The sequence below is a fragment of the Stenotrophomonas sp. 05N423 genome, assembly GCF_056397145.1.
This window is the reverse complement of sequence record NZ_JBFTMV010000001.1, coordinates 180,797-194,916: the sequence shown is the minus strand read 5'-3', so window position 1 is coordinate 194,916 and position 14,120 is coordinate 180,797. Positions and strand designations below refer to the sequence as shown.

Below are 14,120 nucleotides of genomic sequence, written 5' to 3'. Positions count from 1 at the left end.
GGATAGGCCGCCTGCGGCCGGCAGGCGGGTCACCGCAACACACTTCAAACGGATCAACCCATGCGTCGATGGATGCTGCTGTCGTTCCTGTTCCCAGGGTGCATGCCTGCGTTTGCGATGGAGCCGGCGCCGGCGCAGCGCATCCTGTTCGTCGGCAACAGCCTGACCTACGTAGGCAATCTGCCGGCCACCTTCGCCGCGATGGCCGGAGCCAATGGGCACGACGTCCACAGCGCGATGATCGTGCAAGGCGGCGCCACGCTTGCCCAGCGCGTGGCCGATGGCTCCGCGCAACGAGCACTGGCCAGCTACAGGCCAGCGGTGCTCATCCTGCAGGAACGCGGCGGCGACCTGATGTGCCTGCCCGAGAAAGACGCCTGCAACCAATCCCGGCAGGCGTTGCAGACGTTGGCCCAGGCCGGCCATGCAGCCGGTGCGCAGGTTCTGCTGCTTGGCAGCTACCAGTCCCTTCCCCACGCCTCGGCGGCAATTGTCGATGAAGAACGCGCTGCCGCCACGCAGGCCGGCATCGGCTACATCGAGATTTCCGAAAGCCTGCGCCAGCTGTCCGGTAAAGCAACCTCGCTTGCCTGGTACGACGCCGACGGCATGCACCCCGGCCCGGCACTTACCCTGCTGGATGCAATCCAGCTACATCGTGCGTTGTTCGGCGCATCCCCCGCACAGGGCTTTTGGGTGTCCGCACCGATCTACACACCCGGCAGCGGTCTGCACCCCGAACTGCGCGATGCCGACGCGCCGGCACCGCGACCGGATACGCCGCAGGGCATCCACTACGACGGAGCGATGCTCGAACAACTCGATTCGATGCTGGATTCCAGCGACAAACGGCCCCGGTAGATGCGGGGCTTGCCTCGCATGGGGCATTCCCGCAAAGCCCGTGCCTGGCAAGCCCGGCACCTGCGGACAGGTCAACGCGAAGCGCGCAGCGCCTGCTGTTCGACCAGCGTGAGCGCGACGTTGTCGCGCAGGTAGGCCGGCTGCACCAGTTCCGGGGCGATACCCTCGCCGCGGGCGAAGGCCGGCACGGCGATCTTCAGCACGTCGGAGGCGCGCGGCAGCGCCTGCGCATCGACCGACGACAGCCGGGCCTGCAGGCGCGTGGCGAGCAGGCCGTCGACTGCGCCGAAACCGGTGCCCACGCCAGCCCAGCGGCTGCCGTCGTCGGGCAGCTGCAGCGCGTCCGGAGCGATCACCACCTCGGCCCCCTGCGTGTCCCACAGGCCATCGCCGCGGCGCACGCAGCGCGCGGCGTAGACCTCGCCCATGCGCGCGTCGATGCTGGCCAGCACGTGCGAGGCGTCGCCCGGCGCCTGCATCGCCAGCACCTGCAGCGTGGACACCGGCAGCAGCGGCCGATCCAGCGCCAGCGCGATGCCCTGGGCGAGGGCGATGGCCAGGCGCACGCCGGTGAAGGCGCCGGGGCCGCGGCTCAGGGCGATGGCATCCAGCTGCGCGCGGGCGATGCCAGCCTCGGCGAGCAGTTGCTCCGCCCACGGCAACGTCAGTTCGGCATGCCGGCGCGGCGCGATCTCGAAGCGTTCCAGCACCTGTCCATCGACATGCAGGGCGACGGAGCAGGCTTCGGTGGCGGTTTCCAGGGCGAGCAGCTTCATGGGGTCACATCGGAATCGGAAGAAGACGGCATGGCGGGTTCCATGGCCGGCGCGTCGTCGGCATCGGGCTGCCATTGTCGCGCAAAGAAGGCCTGCACATCGGCCAGCTCGCGGGTGCGGCGGAACGGCGGCAGCGAATCGAGGAACACGCGGCCGTAGCCGCGGCTGAGCAGGCGCGGGTCGCACAGCACCAGCACGCCGCGGTCGGTCTCGCTGCGGATCAGCCGGCCGACGCCCTGCTTGAGCGCGATCACCGCCTGCGGCAGCTGTTCGTCGCGGAACGGGTTGCCGCCCTCGCGGCGGATCGCGTCCAGCCGCGCCTCGTATACCGGGTCATCCGGTGCGGCGAAGGGCAGCTTGTCGATCACCACCACGCTCAGCGCGTCGCCGGCCACGTCCACGCCTTCGCGGAAACTGGCCGAGCCGAGCAGCACGCCATTGCCCGATTCGCGGAAACGCTGCAGCAGGCTGGCGCGCGGCGCCTCGCCCTGCACGAACAGCGGCCACGGCCCGCCACGCAGCGCATCGGCGGCCTCGCGCAGCGCACGATGCGAGGCGAACAGCAGGAAGGCGCGGCCCTGCGAAGCTTCCAGCACCGGCCGCAGGGTGGCGATCAGCGCGGCGCCGAAGCCGCGCGCGGCCGGATCGGGCAGCTGCTTCGGCAGGTAGCACAGCGCCTGCACCGGCCAGTCGAACGGACTGGGCTGGACCAGCGTGTCCGGATCGTCCAGGCCCAGGCGCGCGGCCAGGTGGTCGAAACCGCCATCGACGGTGAGCGTGGCCGAGGTGAACACCCAGGCCGCCAACGAGCGCTGGCGGTGTTCGCGCAGCGGCCCGGACACGTCCAGCGGCGTGCGCTGGCAGCGGAAACCGCGCGGGGTAAGTTCGTACCAGAGCACGTCGTTGCCGGCGGCGGTCTCGCCCGCATCGTCGGCCTCGAAATCGGGCAGCGGCGCATCCTCGCCCAGCCAGCGCGCCAGCCGCGCCACCCCTTCGGTAGCGCGCGCATGGCAGGCATCCAGCCCCGGCGAGGTCGCGCGCACGCCGGCCAGCGCATCGCGCAGCTGCGCCAGCGCCGCGGCCAGCACGTCGAAACCTTCGGCCACCTCCGGCACCGCCAGCGCGCGCCATTGCGTGCCGCGCGGCGGCAGCTGCTCCATCGCCGTGCGCAGTTGCCGCAGCGCCATTTCCAGCGCGGCCACCGGCTGCTGCAGCGCGGGCTGCGCACCGGCCACGCCGCGGCATTCGGCCAGGCTGTCGCGCGCCAGCTCCTGCCACGGGCGCATGCCGAAGCCTTCGCCGAAGAAACTGGCCGCCAGCTCAGGCAACTGGTGTGCCTCGTCGATCACGAACGCCTGCGCGCCCGGCAGGATCTCGCCGAAGCCTTCCTGCTTGAGCGCCAGGTCGGCCAGCAGCAGGTGGTGGTTGACCACGACCAGATCGGCTTCCTGAGCGCGCTGCCGCGCCTGCACCACGCAGCAGTCGCCCCAGAACGGGCAATCGCTGCCCAGGCAGTTGTCCACGGTCGAGGTGACCATCGGCAGCAGCGGCGAGTCGTCGGCCAATCCATCCAGTTCGGCGACATCGCCGAACTGCGTGCGCCCGGCCCAGGTGACGATGCGCTGGAACTGCGCCGCCTGTTCGGGCGAGGCGAAACGCGGCTCGCCACGCGCCTGGTCCAGCCTGTAGCGGCACAGGTAATTGGCGCGGCCCTTGAGCAGCGCGCTGCGGTGACCGACGCCGAGCGCGGCGCGCACGCGTGGCAGGTCGCGATGGTAGAGCTGGTCCTGCAATGCGCGGGTGCCGGTGCTGACGATCGTCTTCAACCCGGACAGCAGCGCCGGCACCAGATAGGCGAAGGTCTTGCCGGTGCCGGTGCCGGCCTCGGCCAGCAGCACGTCGCGCTGCTGGAACGCATCGGCGATGGCCTCGGCCAGCCGCAGCTGCGCCGCACGCGGGGTGAAGGCGTCGAGCTGCCGCGCGAGTGCGCCGTTTTCGCTGAGGGCCTCACGGCTGGCGGCGGCTAGGGAGAGCATGCGAAAGCGAGCAACCGGGACAAGGGAACAGGGAATGGACGATGGCCGGCAGCCGCAGGGGACAACGAGACGACACAGGCTTCCATTCCCTGCTTCCGGTTCCCGCTTCCCCGCCTCCGATCAATACCGCTTGATCCCCGGCACCGTGCAGCCTTCGATCTGCGCATGCGCCGAAGCCGCGTTTTCCTTCTCGGCGCGCGCCAGGTGCGCCTGCTCGATGGTGGCCCAATGGCGACGGCACAGCGGACCGGTACGCGAACCGAGCGAGACCGCCTTGCGCGCCAGCGTCTCGGCGCGGCTCCAGTCGCCCTGCAGCAGCGCGATCTCGGCGCGCTCCTGCAGGATGCCCGGGTCGTCCTCGACCAGCAGCAGCGCCTGGTTCAGCGCATCGGCGGCACCGGCCAGGTCGCCAGCCGCGCGGCGTTCGCCGGCGATCTCGCGCAGGTCGTCCACCTGCGGATCGCGCAGCGGCTGCACCGACACTTCCTTGTCGTCGACGCCGGCGGCGGTCAGCACCGCGGCCATGCGCTGCGCGGGCGTGGTCGTATCGACCACCGGCGGCGGCGGGGGCGGCGTGCTGGTGCAGGCGGCCAGGGCGAGGGAAACGGCCAGGATGGCCAGTGCGCGGTGGATCGGAAGCATGCTGTTCATGCCGGCATTATCGCGCAGGCGCGTCTGAAGGCGTGCTCGACGCCGGTGCCGGCTCCTTGCGGTCCAGCCCGAACCAGCTGCGCCAGCCGCCGCCTTCCTGCGCTTCCTCTTCCGGCGCCGCCTGCGGCGCGCAGGGCGCGTAGTCCGGGGCGAAGCCGGCCACGAACGGGAAGCGGCGTGCGCCGGGGCAGCCTTCGTCGGTGCTGCTGTTGCCCTCGGCGGCCACGTACTGCCAGTCCAGGCCCTTGCTGTCCACGCGCAGCGGCCGGCTCGGCAGGTTGCGGAAGATACCCGCCCATACCCGCATCGAGGCCGTCGCGCCGTACAGGCCGGCCTGCTCGTTCTGGTCGTTGCCCATCCAGATCACCGCCAGATGGTCGCCGGTATAGCCGGCGTACCAGCTGTCGCGGCCATCGTTGGTGGTACCGGTCTTGCCGGCCGGCTGCAGCCGCCCCAGGCCATCGGCGTTGAGCCCGGCCGCGGTACCGCTGGCCACCACCTGCTGCAGCGCCACGCTGATCAGGTTGGCGGCGATGGAGTCGCCCTCCTGCGCCGGCGCAGGGGTCTTGTCGTAGCGCTTGAGCAGCTTGCCCTGCGCATCGACCACGCCGCGCACGGCATGCAGCGGCTGGATTTCGCCGCCGGAGGCGAGGAACTGGTACAGCTGCGCCATGCCATAGGGGCTCTGGTCGGTCGAACCCAGGATCACCGCCGGGTTGGCTTCGGCCTTGAGCCCGGCCAGCACGTGGATCAGCTGGGTCACCCGTTCCGGCCCGACCTGCATGCCGACCCGCACCGTGGCCTGGTTGTAGGAGCGGGCCAGCGCGTCGATCAGGCGCACCGTGCCGTGGCTGCGGTTGTCCGCGTTGCCCGGTGTCCAGTTGCGCCCGCGGCTGAGCTGCACGGTGACCGGTGTGTCCTCGACCCACGAAGCCAGCGACCAGCGGTCCGGCTGCGCCAGCGCCAGCAGGTAGACGAACGGCTTGAGCAGCGAGCCGACCGGACGCTGCGCATCGATGGCGCGGTTGAAGCCCGGTTCGGCCACGTCGCGGCTGCCGACCACCGCCAGCACGTCGCCGTTGTGCACGTCGGTCAGCACCATGCCGGCCTGCAGCTCCGGCCGGCGCTTGCTCTCCAGCGACTTGACGGTGTGCGCCACCGCGCCCTCGGCATAGGCCTGGGCCGAGGGCGACATGCCGGTGAAGACGTTCAGGCCGGCGCCCTGCAGGGTGCTTTCCGGGTAGTCGTGGCCGAGCTGGCGGCGGACCAGGTCGATGTAGGCCGGGAAACGGTTGGCCGCGACCAGCCCCGGCACCTTGGGCACGCCCAGCGGCGCCTTCAGCGCGCGCTGGTATTCGGCCTCGTCGATCAGTTCGTTCTCGTGCAGCTTGCCGAGCACGAAATTGCGCCGGTCCAGCGCACGCTCGGGATTGCGGCGCGGGTCGTAATAGGACGGTCCCTTCACCAGCCCGATCAGCAGCGCCACCTGCTCGGTGGTCAGCGCATTGAGGTCGCGCCCGAACCAGAACTCGGCGCCCGATGCCACGCCATGGATGGCCTGGCTGCCGCGCTGCCCGAGGTAGACCTGGTTGAGATAGGCCTCAAGGATCACCGGCTTGTCGTAGCGCGCTTCCATGATCAGCGCGTACAGCACTTCATTGAACTTGCGGGTGACGGTCTGTTCCTTGCCGATGCCGAGCAGGCCGCTGCGCGCCAGCTGCTGGGTCAGCGTGCTGGCACCCTGCCGCACCTTGCCGCCGGAGCGCACCGTCACCCACACCGCGCGCGCGATGCCGCTCAGGTCGATGCCGTGGTGGCTGTTGAAATCCTTGTCCTCCACCGCCTGCAGGCCGGTGACCAGCAGTTCCGGCGTTTCGGCGATGCGCACCAGCCGTCGCTCCTCCTGCTTCTGCCCGTACAGCGTGGCGATGCGCGCCGGGTCCAGGCGCGCGGCCTTCAGCGCCTTGCGCTCGGCGCCGTCGCGCAGCGAGGCCACCTGCCCGCCGGAGACGACCGCCTCGACCTGGCGCGGCGCCACGCGCCCGTCCACGTCGACGTAGCCGCGGCTGGAAATGGTGAAGCGGCCGTCCTGCAGGCGGTAGGTGCCCGGACTCCTGCCAACGCCGTCGTCGCGGTAGGCCGAGGCCGCCAGCTCGGTCTTGAGCGTATTGGCGTCCATCGCCAGCCCCGGCGCCAGCACCAGCGGCCGCGCGTAGACGCGGGTCGGGATCTGCCAGCGCAGTTCGCCGAAGCGCTGGGTCACCTGCGAGTTCAGGTACAGCGTGTAGGGAATCAGGAAACCCAGGCCGAGGGCCGCTGCCGCCAGGCCCCAGGTGATCAGCCGGCTGCGCCAGGGCGTGCCGAGATCGTCGGTATCGTCGTCCAGTTCGTCGGAATCGTAGCGTCGCGGCACGGGGATGCGAGAATGTAGGTTCAGGCGAGTCTAACGCAGCCTCGTGCCACGGCACGGCTGCCGGCCCCCACCTGCTTAAGCTGGAGTTGCAACCGAATGTCGATGTCCCCGGCCGATGCGCGTTACCACCTCGCCCGCATCGTCGGCCTGATCCGCCGCGGCCTGGCCAGCCTGCGCACCCGCGGCTGGCGCGCGACCCTGCAGCGCGTCGGCGTGCACCTGCGGCGGCAGCCGCCGCCGCGGCGCGAGCCCTTGTTCGCGCCCGCCGACGTCGCGTTCGCGCCATTCGCCGTGCCCGCCAGCGGCGAGCCGGTGGCCAGCATCGTGATTCCGGTCTACAACCATGCCCGGCATACGCTGGCCTGCCTGCGCGCGCTGTCCGCGCATCCGCCGGTGGCAGCCTGCGAGATCCTGGTGATCGACGACGGCAGCAGCGACGAGACCGGTGACTGGATGACGCAGGTCGAAGGCCTGCGCTACCACCCCCGCGCGGAGAACGGCGGCTTCATCGCCGCCTGCAACGACGGCCTGCGGCTGGCGCGTGGCCGGTACGTGGTGCTGCTGAACAACGACACCGTGCCACAACCGGGCTGGCTGGACGCCCTGCTCGACACCTTCGCGCGCGTCCCGGAGGCCGGCCTGGTCGGCGCCCAGCTGCTGTACCCGGACGGCCGCCTGCAGGAATCGGGCGGCGTCGTGTTCGACGACGGCAGCTGCTGGAGCTACGGCCGCTTCGAATCGGCCGAGGACCCACGCCATGCCAGCCTGCGCGACACCGATTACTGCTCCGGCGCGGCGCTGGCCATTCCACGCGCCCTGTTCGAGGAACTCGGCGGGCTGGACACACGCTATGCGCCGGCCTACTACGAGGACACCGACCTGGCGTTCAAGGTGCGCGCCGCCGGCCGCCGCGTGCTGGTGCAGCCGGCCAGCCGTGTCGTGCACGACGAGGGCACCAGCAACGGCACCGATACCGGCAGCGGCATCAAGGCGTGGCAGGTCCGCAACCAGTCGGTGTTCACTGACAAGTGGCATGCCGAACTGGCACGGCAGCTGCCGGCCGGCAGCGTTCCCGGCCCGGCGCTCCTGCACCGCGGCCAGCGCCAGGTGCTGATCATCGACGAAGCGGTGCCGCGCCCGGACCGCGACTCGGCCTCGCTGCGCCAGTTCAACCTGATCCGCATGCTGCTGGCCGGCGGCGCGCATGTGGCGTTCCTGCCGACCCGCGGCGAACATGGCGGCGCGGCCACCGACGCACTGCAGGCGCTGGGCGTGGAGGTGTGGCATGCCCCCTGGCTGAAGGGCGTGGGCGATTGGCTGCGCACGCACGGCCGCCGCTTCGATGTGGTGATGCTGGTGCGCCATCACGTCGCCCACGAGTGCCTGCCGCTGCTGCGGCGCCACGCGCCGCAGGCGCGCACCGTGTTCGACACCGTGGATCTGCACTACCTGCGCGAACGCCGCGGCGCCGAGCTGGCCGGCGACCCGCGCCTGGCGCGCAGCGCCGAGCGCACCCGCGCCAGCGAACTGGCGGTGATGGCCGCGACCAATGTCACCCTGCTGGTCAGCGCCGCCGAGAAGGAGCAACTGGCCATCGACGCGCCGCAGGTGCGGGTGGAACTGCTGTCCAACCTTCATGAAGTGGCCGGCCAGGGGCTGGACTGGGCGCAGCGGCATGACCTGGTATTCGTCGGCGGCTTCGGCCACCCGCCGAACCTGGATGCGATGCAGTGGTTCATCGGCGAGGTGTTCCCGCTGATCCGGCAGCGCCTGCCGCAGATCCGCTTCCACTGCATCGGCGCCGACGTACCCGACAGTCTGCAGGCGCTGGCGGCCACCCAGCCCGGCGTGCAGGTGCATGGCTACGTGCCCGACGTGGTGCCGTGGATGGCCGGCGGCCGCATCGCGGTGGCGCCGCTGCGCTTCGGCGCCGGGGTCAAGGGCAAGATCAACCTGAGCATGGCCCACGGCCAGCCGGTGGTGGGCACGCATTGCGCGGTCGAAGGCATGCACCTGCGCGATGGCCAGGACGTACTGGTCGCCGACAGTGCCGAGGGCTTCGCCGATGCGGTGGTGCGGCTGCACGACGATGAAGCCCTGTGGCGGCAGTTGTCGGCCAACGGCCTGCGCAACATCGCCCGGCATTTCTCGATGGACGCCGCGCGCGAGACCGTGGCGCGGGTGTTTCTGGAGCAGGAACGTAGCGAGTAGGAACCAGCAACGGCAACAGCCGACTGTCTTTCTGCTCCCCTCTGGCTCCCTGTTCCTGGCAACTACCTTCGTGGCACCTTGCGTTTCCCAGCCATCCGATGATCGGTGCCGCGCGGGTGCGTGGCAGGGGTGTTTCTGGAGCAGGAACGTAGAGGCGAGAAACCAATGGAGGCAGCGGCACCCCATGACTGCCGCCTTTACTGGTTCCTGATCACCACGTTCCTGCTCATCAGCGCCTTGCATTCCCCAGCCGCTCGGCGAAGGCCGGCAGCTCAGGTGTCGCCGCATCGAGCTCGCGCGCCTGCTCCAGCGCGCGACCGGCGAAGGCGACGTCGCCCGCGCCCAGCCGTTCGCTGCCGACCGCCAGCCAGCGCTGCGCCAGCCGGCGCCGCGCCGCGGGCAGCAGCGGATCGCCTGGCGCCAGCGCCTGCCAGGCATCCAGGCAGGTACGCGCCGCCTGCAGGCGGTTGCCCTGCAGGTTGTCGTCCAGGCAGTGGCGCGCGGCCGGCAGGATGCGGGCGCCGGCCTGCTTCACCCGCGCGTCGCGGGGCGCCAGCGCCTGCGCGGCCTTGAAGCGGTCGTAAGCGCTGGCGCCCGGCGGCAACAGCCATTGCCCCTGCGCCGCGGCGCTTTCCACCTGCGCCAGCAGCGCATGCAGCCTGCGCTCGCGTTCGGCCGCCGGCATCCGGGTTTCCAGCGCCTGGCGCGCGCCCTGTGCGCGCTGCAGCGCCTGTACCGCGGCCGCAACCTCGGGGCTGTCCGGTGCCAGCGCGCGCGCCTGCTCCAGCGCCTGCCCGGCCTGTTCGAAATGGAAATCGCCGGCCAGGCGCGCGGCTTCGCCTGCCCATGCGCGCGCGACCCGCTGCAGCCCCTGCCGTGCCGCCGGGTCGTCGCCCACCGCGAGCACCTGCGCGTACCCCTCCTCGGCCTGGCGCAGGCGCCCACGCGCCAGATCGCGCGCGGCCTGGCTGCGGCGCCGGTCCAGCGCGGTGTTCAGCGCGGCGCGGGCGGCGGGCAGTTCCGCGTGGCCGGCGTCATAGCCTTCCACCCGGTGCAGCAGGCGCGCGGCCGCGTCCGTCTCGTTCCGCTGTGCCGCCGCCATGGAAGCGGCCAGCAGATCGGACAGGGCATCGTCGCGCCCCTGCAGCGCCTGCAGGTGGTCAGGCCGCACCGCCAGCACCCGCTGGTACAACGGCAGCGCACTGTCCGCGCCGTCGTCCAGCCGGCCCTGCGCCTGCGCCGCCTCGGCACGTCGCAGCAGGTCGTCGACGCTGTCCGGCTCCTGCGCCTGGCGATGCAGGCGCGAGGCGATGGCATCCAGCTGCACCTGCGGCACCTGCAGTTGCCGCGCCAGTTCCAGCGCCGCGCGCGCGGCGGGCACGTTGCCAGCGCTCAGATGCTGTTGCGCCTGCTCCAGCGCCTTGCGCCCGGTATCGGCCAGCGCGTCGCGCGCGTCGCCACGGTCTGGATCCAGCGCGGCCGCGGCTTCGAACAGTTCGCGCGCACCGCTGCCATCGGCCGCGGACAGATGCCCCTGGCGCAGTGCGCGTTGTCCGTCGTCGAGCAGTTGCTGGATTTTCGTTTCCGGCCACAGCAGCTCCGCCAGTGGTTGCCGGAACAGGGCCAGCAGCAGCGCCAGCACGGCGACCGCGATGGCGATGGAACGCCAGGCGCGCGGACTGTCCCAGCCACGCGCCACCCACCAGCGCCCATACAGTCGCAGGCGACCGGCGAACAGCGCCAGCCATCGTGGGAGGGGGAGGTGCCCGTTGTGCATGCGGGCAGCCTAGCAGCCTGCCATGGCACGACGCGTTGTTGCCGGGCCTCAGCCCATGCGCCGCGCTTCGTCCACCCCGGGCAAGGCGTCGAGCTTGCCCAGCAGCGTGGACAGCTGGCCGTAATCGCTCACCTTCAGCCGCAGGCGCAACTGCATACGGCCGCTGTCGCGCAGCGGGTCGCTGTTGATGTTGAGCACATAGGCGTCTTCCTGCGCGATCAGGTTGGTGATGTCCTTCAGCAGCCAGCGCCGGTCCATCGCACGGACCATCACGTCCACTTCGTAGCCCGAACCCGCGCGTCCCCACTCCACCGGCAGCACGCGCTCGGGGTGCGCGGCCGACAACCGCGCCAGCGCCGGGCAGTCGGCGCGGTGCACGGTGACGCCGCGGGTCTGGGTGAGGTAGCCGGCAATCGGTTCGCCGGCCACTGGCTGGCAGCAGCGCGCCAGCTGCACCAGCAGGTTGCCCACGCCCTGCACGGTGAAATCGGAACGGCCGATGCTCTCGCGGCGCGCGGTCGGCCGCGGCAGCGGCGGTGTTGCCGGCGCCGGCTGGTTCTTTTCCCTCTCCGCCTCCAGCAGCGCGCGGCTGACCTGGCTGGGCCCGGTATCGCCGAGCGCGACCTGGATGTACAGGTCATCGATGCCGTCGGCATGGAAGCGCTTCGCCGCCACCATCAGGTCGGCCTGCTGCAGCCCCAACCGCTTGAGCTCGCGGTCCAGCAGCTCGCGCCCGGCCTGTACGTTGCGCGCGCGGTCGAGCTTGTGGAACCACGTGCGCACCTTCTCGCGCGAACGGCTGCTGGCAAGGAAGCCGTTGGCCGGCAGCAGCCAGTCGCGGCGCGGGTCCGCTTCCTTGGCGGTCATGATCTCGACGCGGTCACCGCTGCGCAGACGATAGGTCAGCGGCACGATGCGGCCGTTGACCTTGGCGCCGCGGCAGCGGTGCCCGACCATGGTGTGCACGTGATAGGCGAAATCCAGCGGCGTGGCGCCGGCCGGCAGGTCCATCACCTCGCCCTTGGGGCTGAGCGCGTAGACGCGGTCCTCGATCAGCTCGGCATCCAGCGCACCGGCAAGATCCTCCGGATTGGCCGCATCCTGCGCCTGCTCCAGCAGTTGCCGCATCCAGGTGATCTTGCGGTCGAAGGCCTTTTCCGCGCCCTTGCCGCCTTCCTTGTACTTCCAGTGCGCGGCCACGCCCAGTTCGGCCTGCGCATGCATTTCATGGGTGCGGATCTGCACCTCGATCGTGCGCCCTTCCGGACCGATCACCGCGGTGTGCAGCGAGCGGTAGTCATTGGCCTTGGGCCGGGCGATGTAGTCGTCGAACTCGCTGGGGATCGGCGTCCACAGCGCATGCACCACGCCCAGCGTGGCGTAGCAGGCGCCGATGTCGTCCACCATCACCCGCACCGCTCGCAGGTCGTAGAGCTGATCGAAGGCCAGCTTCTTCTTCTGCATCTTCCGCCAGATGCTGTAGATGTGCTTCGGCCGGCCGCTGACCTCGGCGCGGATGCCGTTCTCGTCCAGTGCGGCGGACAGGCGGCGCTTGACCGCCTCGACGTAGCGCTCGCGCGCCATCCGGGTCTCGTCGACCTCGCGCGCGATGTGGCGATAGGTGTCCGGCTCCAGGAAGCGGAACGCCAGGTCCTCCAGTTCCCACTTCAGCTGCCAGATGCCCAGGCGGTTGGCCAGCGGCGCATGGATGTCGCGGGTCAGCTGCGCCAGCGCGCGGCGCTGCTCCTCGGACAGGCGGTCGGCCGCACGCATGCAGGCCAGTTGCCGCGCCAGCAGCACCGGTACCACGCGCAGGTCGTGGATGATGGACAGCAGCAGGCGGCGCAGGCCCTCGCTGTTGCGGCCAGCGTCGCGGCCGGCGTGCAGCGCCCATACCTGGTCGGCGGCATCCTGCCCATCCAGCAGGCCGCGCACCGCGGTTGCCGCGTTGCCCAGCGGCAGTTCCGGCAGCCGCACGCGCAGGCCCGGCAGGTCGAACAGCAGCGCGGCGACGATCACCGCCTCGTCGGCGGACAGCAGCGCCAGCGAATCCAGGGTGTCGGCCAGCACCGGCCATGGCAGCCGCGGCTGCATGTCGGTATCGGGCTGCCGCCAGGCGGCGAGCAGGGCCTGCCGCAGGGGGTCGGAAAGCGCGCCGCAGGACGGGCGTTGCAGCAGGGCATCCAGGCCGGAGAGGGAAGAACGGTTCACAGCAGTCGATCGCAGGCGGATGCCCCTACACTAGCGCCCAACCGTCCACGGGAACAATCTTCCATGCAGCCGTCCCGCCTTTCCCTCCTGCTCACCGCCGCCCTCCTGCTCGCCCCGGCCTTCGCCGCGCAGGCACAGCGCGTGGTCGAAGGCGATTTGCAGCAGCAGATGTCCGCCGCCGAATTCAAGGCCGCCGGCCTGGACAAGCTCTCCACCGACGAACTGGCCGCACTCAATGCCTGGCTGCAGGGCAAGGTGCGGGAAGCCACCACCAGCGCGGTCGAGCAGGCACGCGAGGAGGGCCGCCAGGAAGTGATCGTGAAGAATCGTGGCTTCTTCGACTTCGGCTCCAAGGAGCCGATCGAGGCCCGGCTGGAGGGCGAATTCCGCGGCTTCGGCAAAGGCCGCCAGTACACGCTGGACAATGGACAGGTCTGGGAGCAGATCGACGATGCCAGCGTCGCCGGCGTGCGCAGGCAGGCGCCCGCGGTCAAGGTCACTCCGGGCCTGCTGAATGTCTGGTACCTGCAGATCGAAGGACTCAACACCCGCGCCAAGGTACGTCGTACCAAGTAACCTCCGTCAGCACCCCGCGCCCGCCACGGCGGGCGTTCCGACCGCCGCGCGCCGCGGCCCCGCACCTCGTCCCCGGTCCGCCATGCCCACCATCGTGTTGCTCATGCTGCTGTTCCTGCTGCCGGCCGGCGCTTCGGCCCAGGTCTACAAATGCAAGGGAAAGTCCGGGGAAACCGCCTATTCCGAGCATCCCTGCGACGCCAGCGCACAGCCGATGAAGCTGCGCGACGAGCGCCCGGCCGCATCGCCACCGCCACCGCCAATGGAATCGGCCACGCCGGAGCCGTCTCCGCTGCGTGAGGGCGACAGCACACCGGCCCCCGCCGCGGAGCTGGACCGCACTGCTGAACGCGAATGCATCGCCAACGCGACCGCGTCGATCTATGGTCCGTCCAACGACCGCGTGGCGACCTACCAGCAGCAGATGACGATGCTCAACGAGCAGCTCGGCAACGCGGTCGACGCGCAGCGCAGCGAAGCCCTGCAGGTGCGCATGGCCAACCTGCGCCGCGCGATCAGCCGCGAGCATGCGTACGCCCATGAGCAGGTCAACACCGCGCGCCGGCGCTGCGTCGACCAATACCGCGCGGCGACGCCCTGATTTCCTT

General features: G+C 70.8%; 10 protein-coding genes. 4 read left to right on the top strand and 6 right to left on the bottom strand.

The annotated features are described in order from the left end of the window. Positions 1-60 precede the first annotated feature (60 nt). A complete protein-coding gene (locus tag AC1DGW_RS00890; RefSeq protein WP_478018769.1) occupies positions 61-861 on the top strand; it encodes a hypothetical protein in 801 nt (266 codons plus the stop codon). A 71-nt stretch (positions 862-932) separates the two neighbouring features. Here AC1DGW_RS00890 and tsaB read toward each other — a convergent pair whose 3' ends face one another. From tsaB to mrcB, 4 genes are all read right to left on the bottom strand, one after another. Continuing rightward, positions 933-1,637 carry a tRNA (adenosine(37)-N6)-threonylcarbamoyltransferase complex dimerization subunit type 1 TsaB gene (gene tsaB, locus AC1DGW_RS00885; protein WP_478018768.1) on the bottom strand — a complete coding sequence of 235 codons (705 nt, stop codon included), beginning with the start codon at positions 1,635-1,637 and terminating at the stop codon, positions 933-935. Then, positions 1,634-3,673, bottom strand: a complete 2,040-nt coding sequence (locus AC1DGW_RS00880) for an ATP-dependent DNA helicase (protein WP_478018767.1) — start codon at positions 3,671-3,673, stop codon at positions 1,634-1,636. The genes tsaB and AC1DGW_RS00880 overlap by 4 nt, the downstream gene beginning before the upstream one ends. Before the next feature lie 120 nt (positions 3,674-3,793). After that, complete coding sequence (locus AC1DGW_RS00875) at positions 3,794-4,315, bottom strand: hypothetical protein (RefSeq protein WP_478019584.1); 522 nt, start codon at positions 4,313-4,315, stop codon at positions 3,794-3,796. 16 nt (positions 4,316-4,331) lie between these two features. Continuing rightward, on the bottom strand, positions 4,332-6,737 hold the full coding sequence (gene mrcB / locus AC1DGW_RS00870; RefSeq protein WP_478018766.1) for a penicillin-binding protein 1B: 2,406 nt from the start codon (positions 6,735-6,737) through the stop codon (positions 4,332-4,334). A gap of 96 nt (positions 6,738-6,833) precedes the next feature. On the opposite strand from mrcB, the gene AC1DGW_RS00865 reads away from it, so the two are divergent. Beyond that, a complete protein-coding gene (locus AC1DGW_RS00865) occupies positions 6,834-8,948 on the top strand; it encodes a glycosyltransferase (protein ID WP_478018764.1) in 2,115 nt (704 codons plus the stop codon). A gap of 229 nt (positions 8,949-9,177) precedes the next feature. On the opposite strand, the gene AC1DGW_RS00860 is transcribed toward AC1DGW_RS00865, so the two are convergent. Both AC1DGW_RS00860 and AC1DGW_RS00855 read right to left on the bottom strand, forming a co-directional pair. Beyond that, positions 9,178-10,725, bottom strand: coding sequence for a hypothetical protein (locus tag AC1DGW_RS00860; protein WP_478018762.1), 1,548 nt, complete (start codon positions 10,723-10,725; stop codon positions 9,178-9,180). Between the two features lie 48 nt (positions 10,726-10,773). Continuing rightward, positions 10,774-12,936, bottom strand: a complete 2,163-nt coding sequence (locus AC1DGW_RS00855; protein ID WP_478018761.1) for a RelA/SpoT family protein — start codon at positions 12,934-12,936, stop codon at positions 10,774-10,776. A gap of 63 nt (positions 12,937-12,999) precedes the next feature. Here AC1DGW_RS00855 and AC1DGW_RS00850 point away from each other — a divergent pair, with 63 nt between their 5' ends. After that, entirely contained in the window at positions 13,000-13,512 is a 513-nt protein-coding gene (locus tag AC1DGW_RS00850) for a hypothetical protein (RefSeq protein ID WP_478018760.1), read from the top strand. 103 nt (positions 13,513-13,615) lie between these two features. Beyond that, a complete protein-coding gene (locus AC1DGW_RS00845; protein ID WP_478018759.1) occupies positions 13,616-14,113 on the top strand; it encodes a DUF4124 domain-containing protein in 498 nt (165 codons plus the stop codon). The last annotated feature ends 7 nt before the right edge of the window (positions 14,114-14,120 follow it).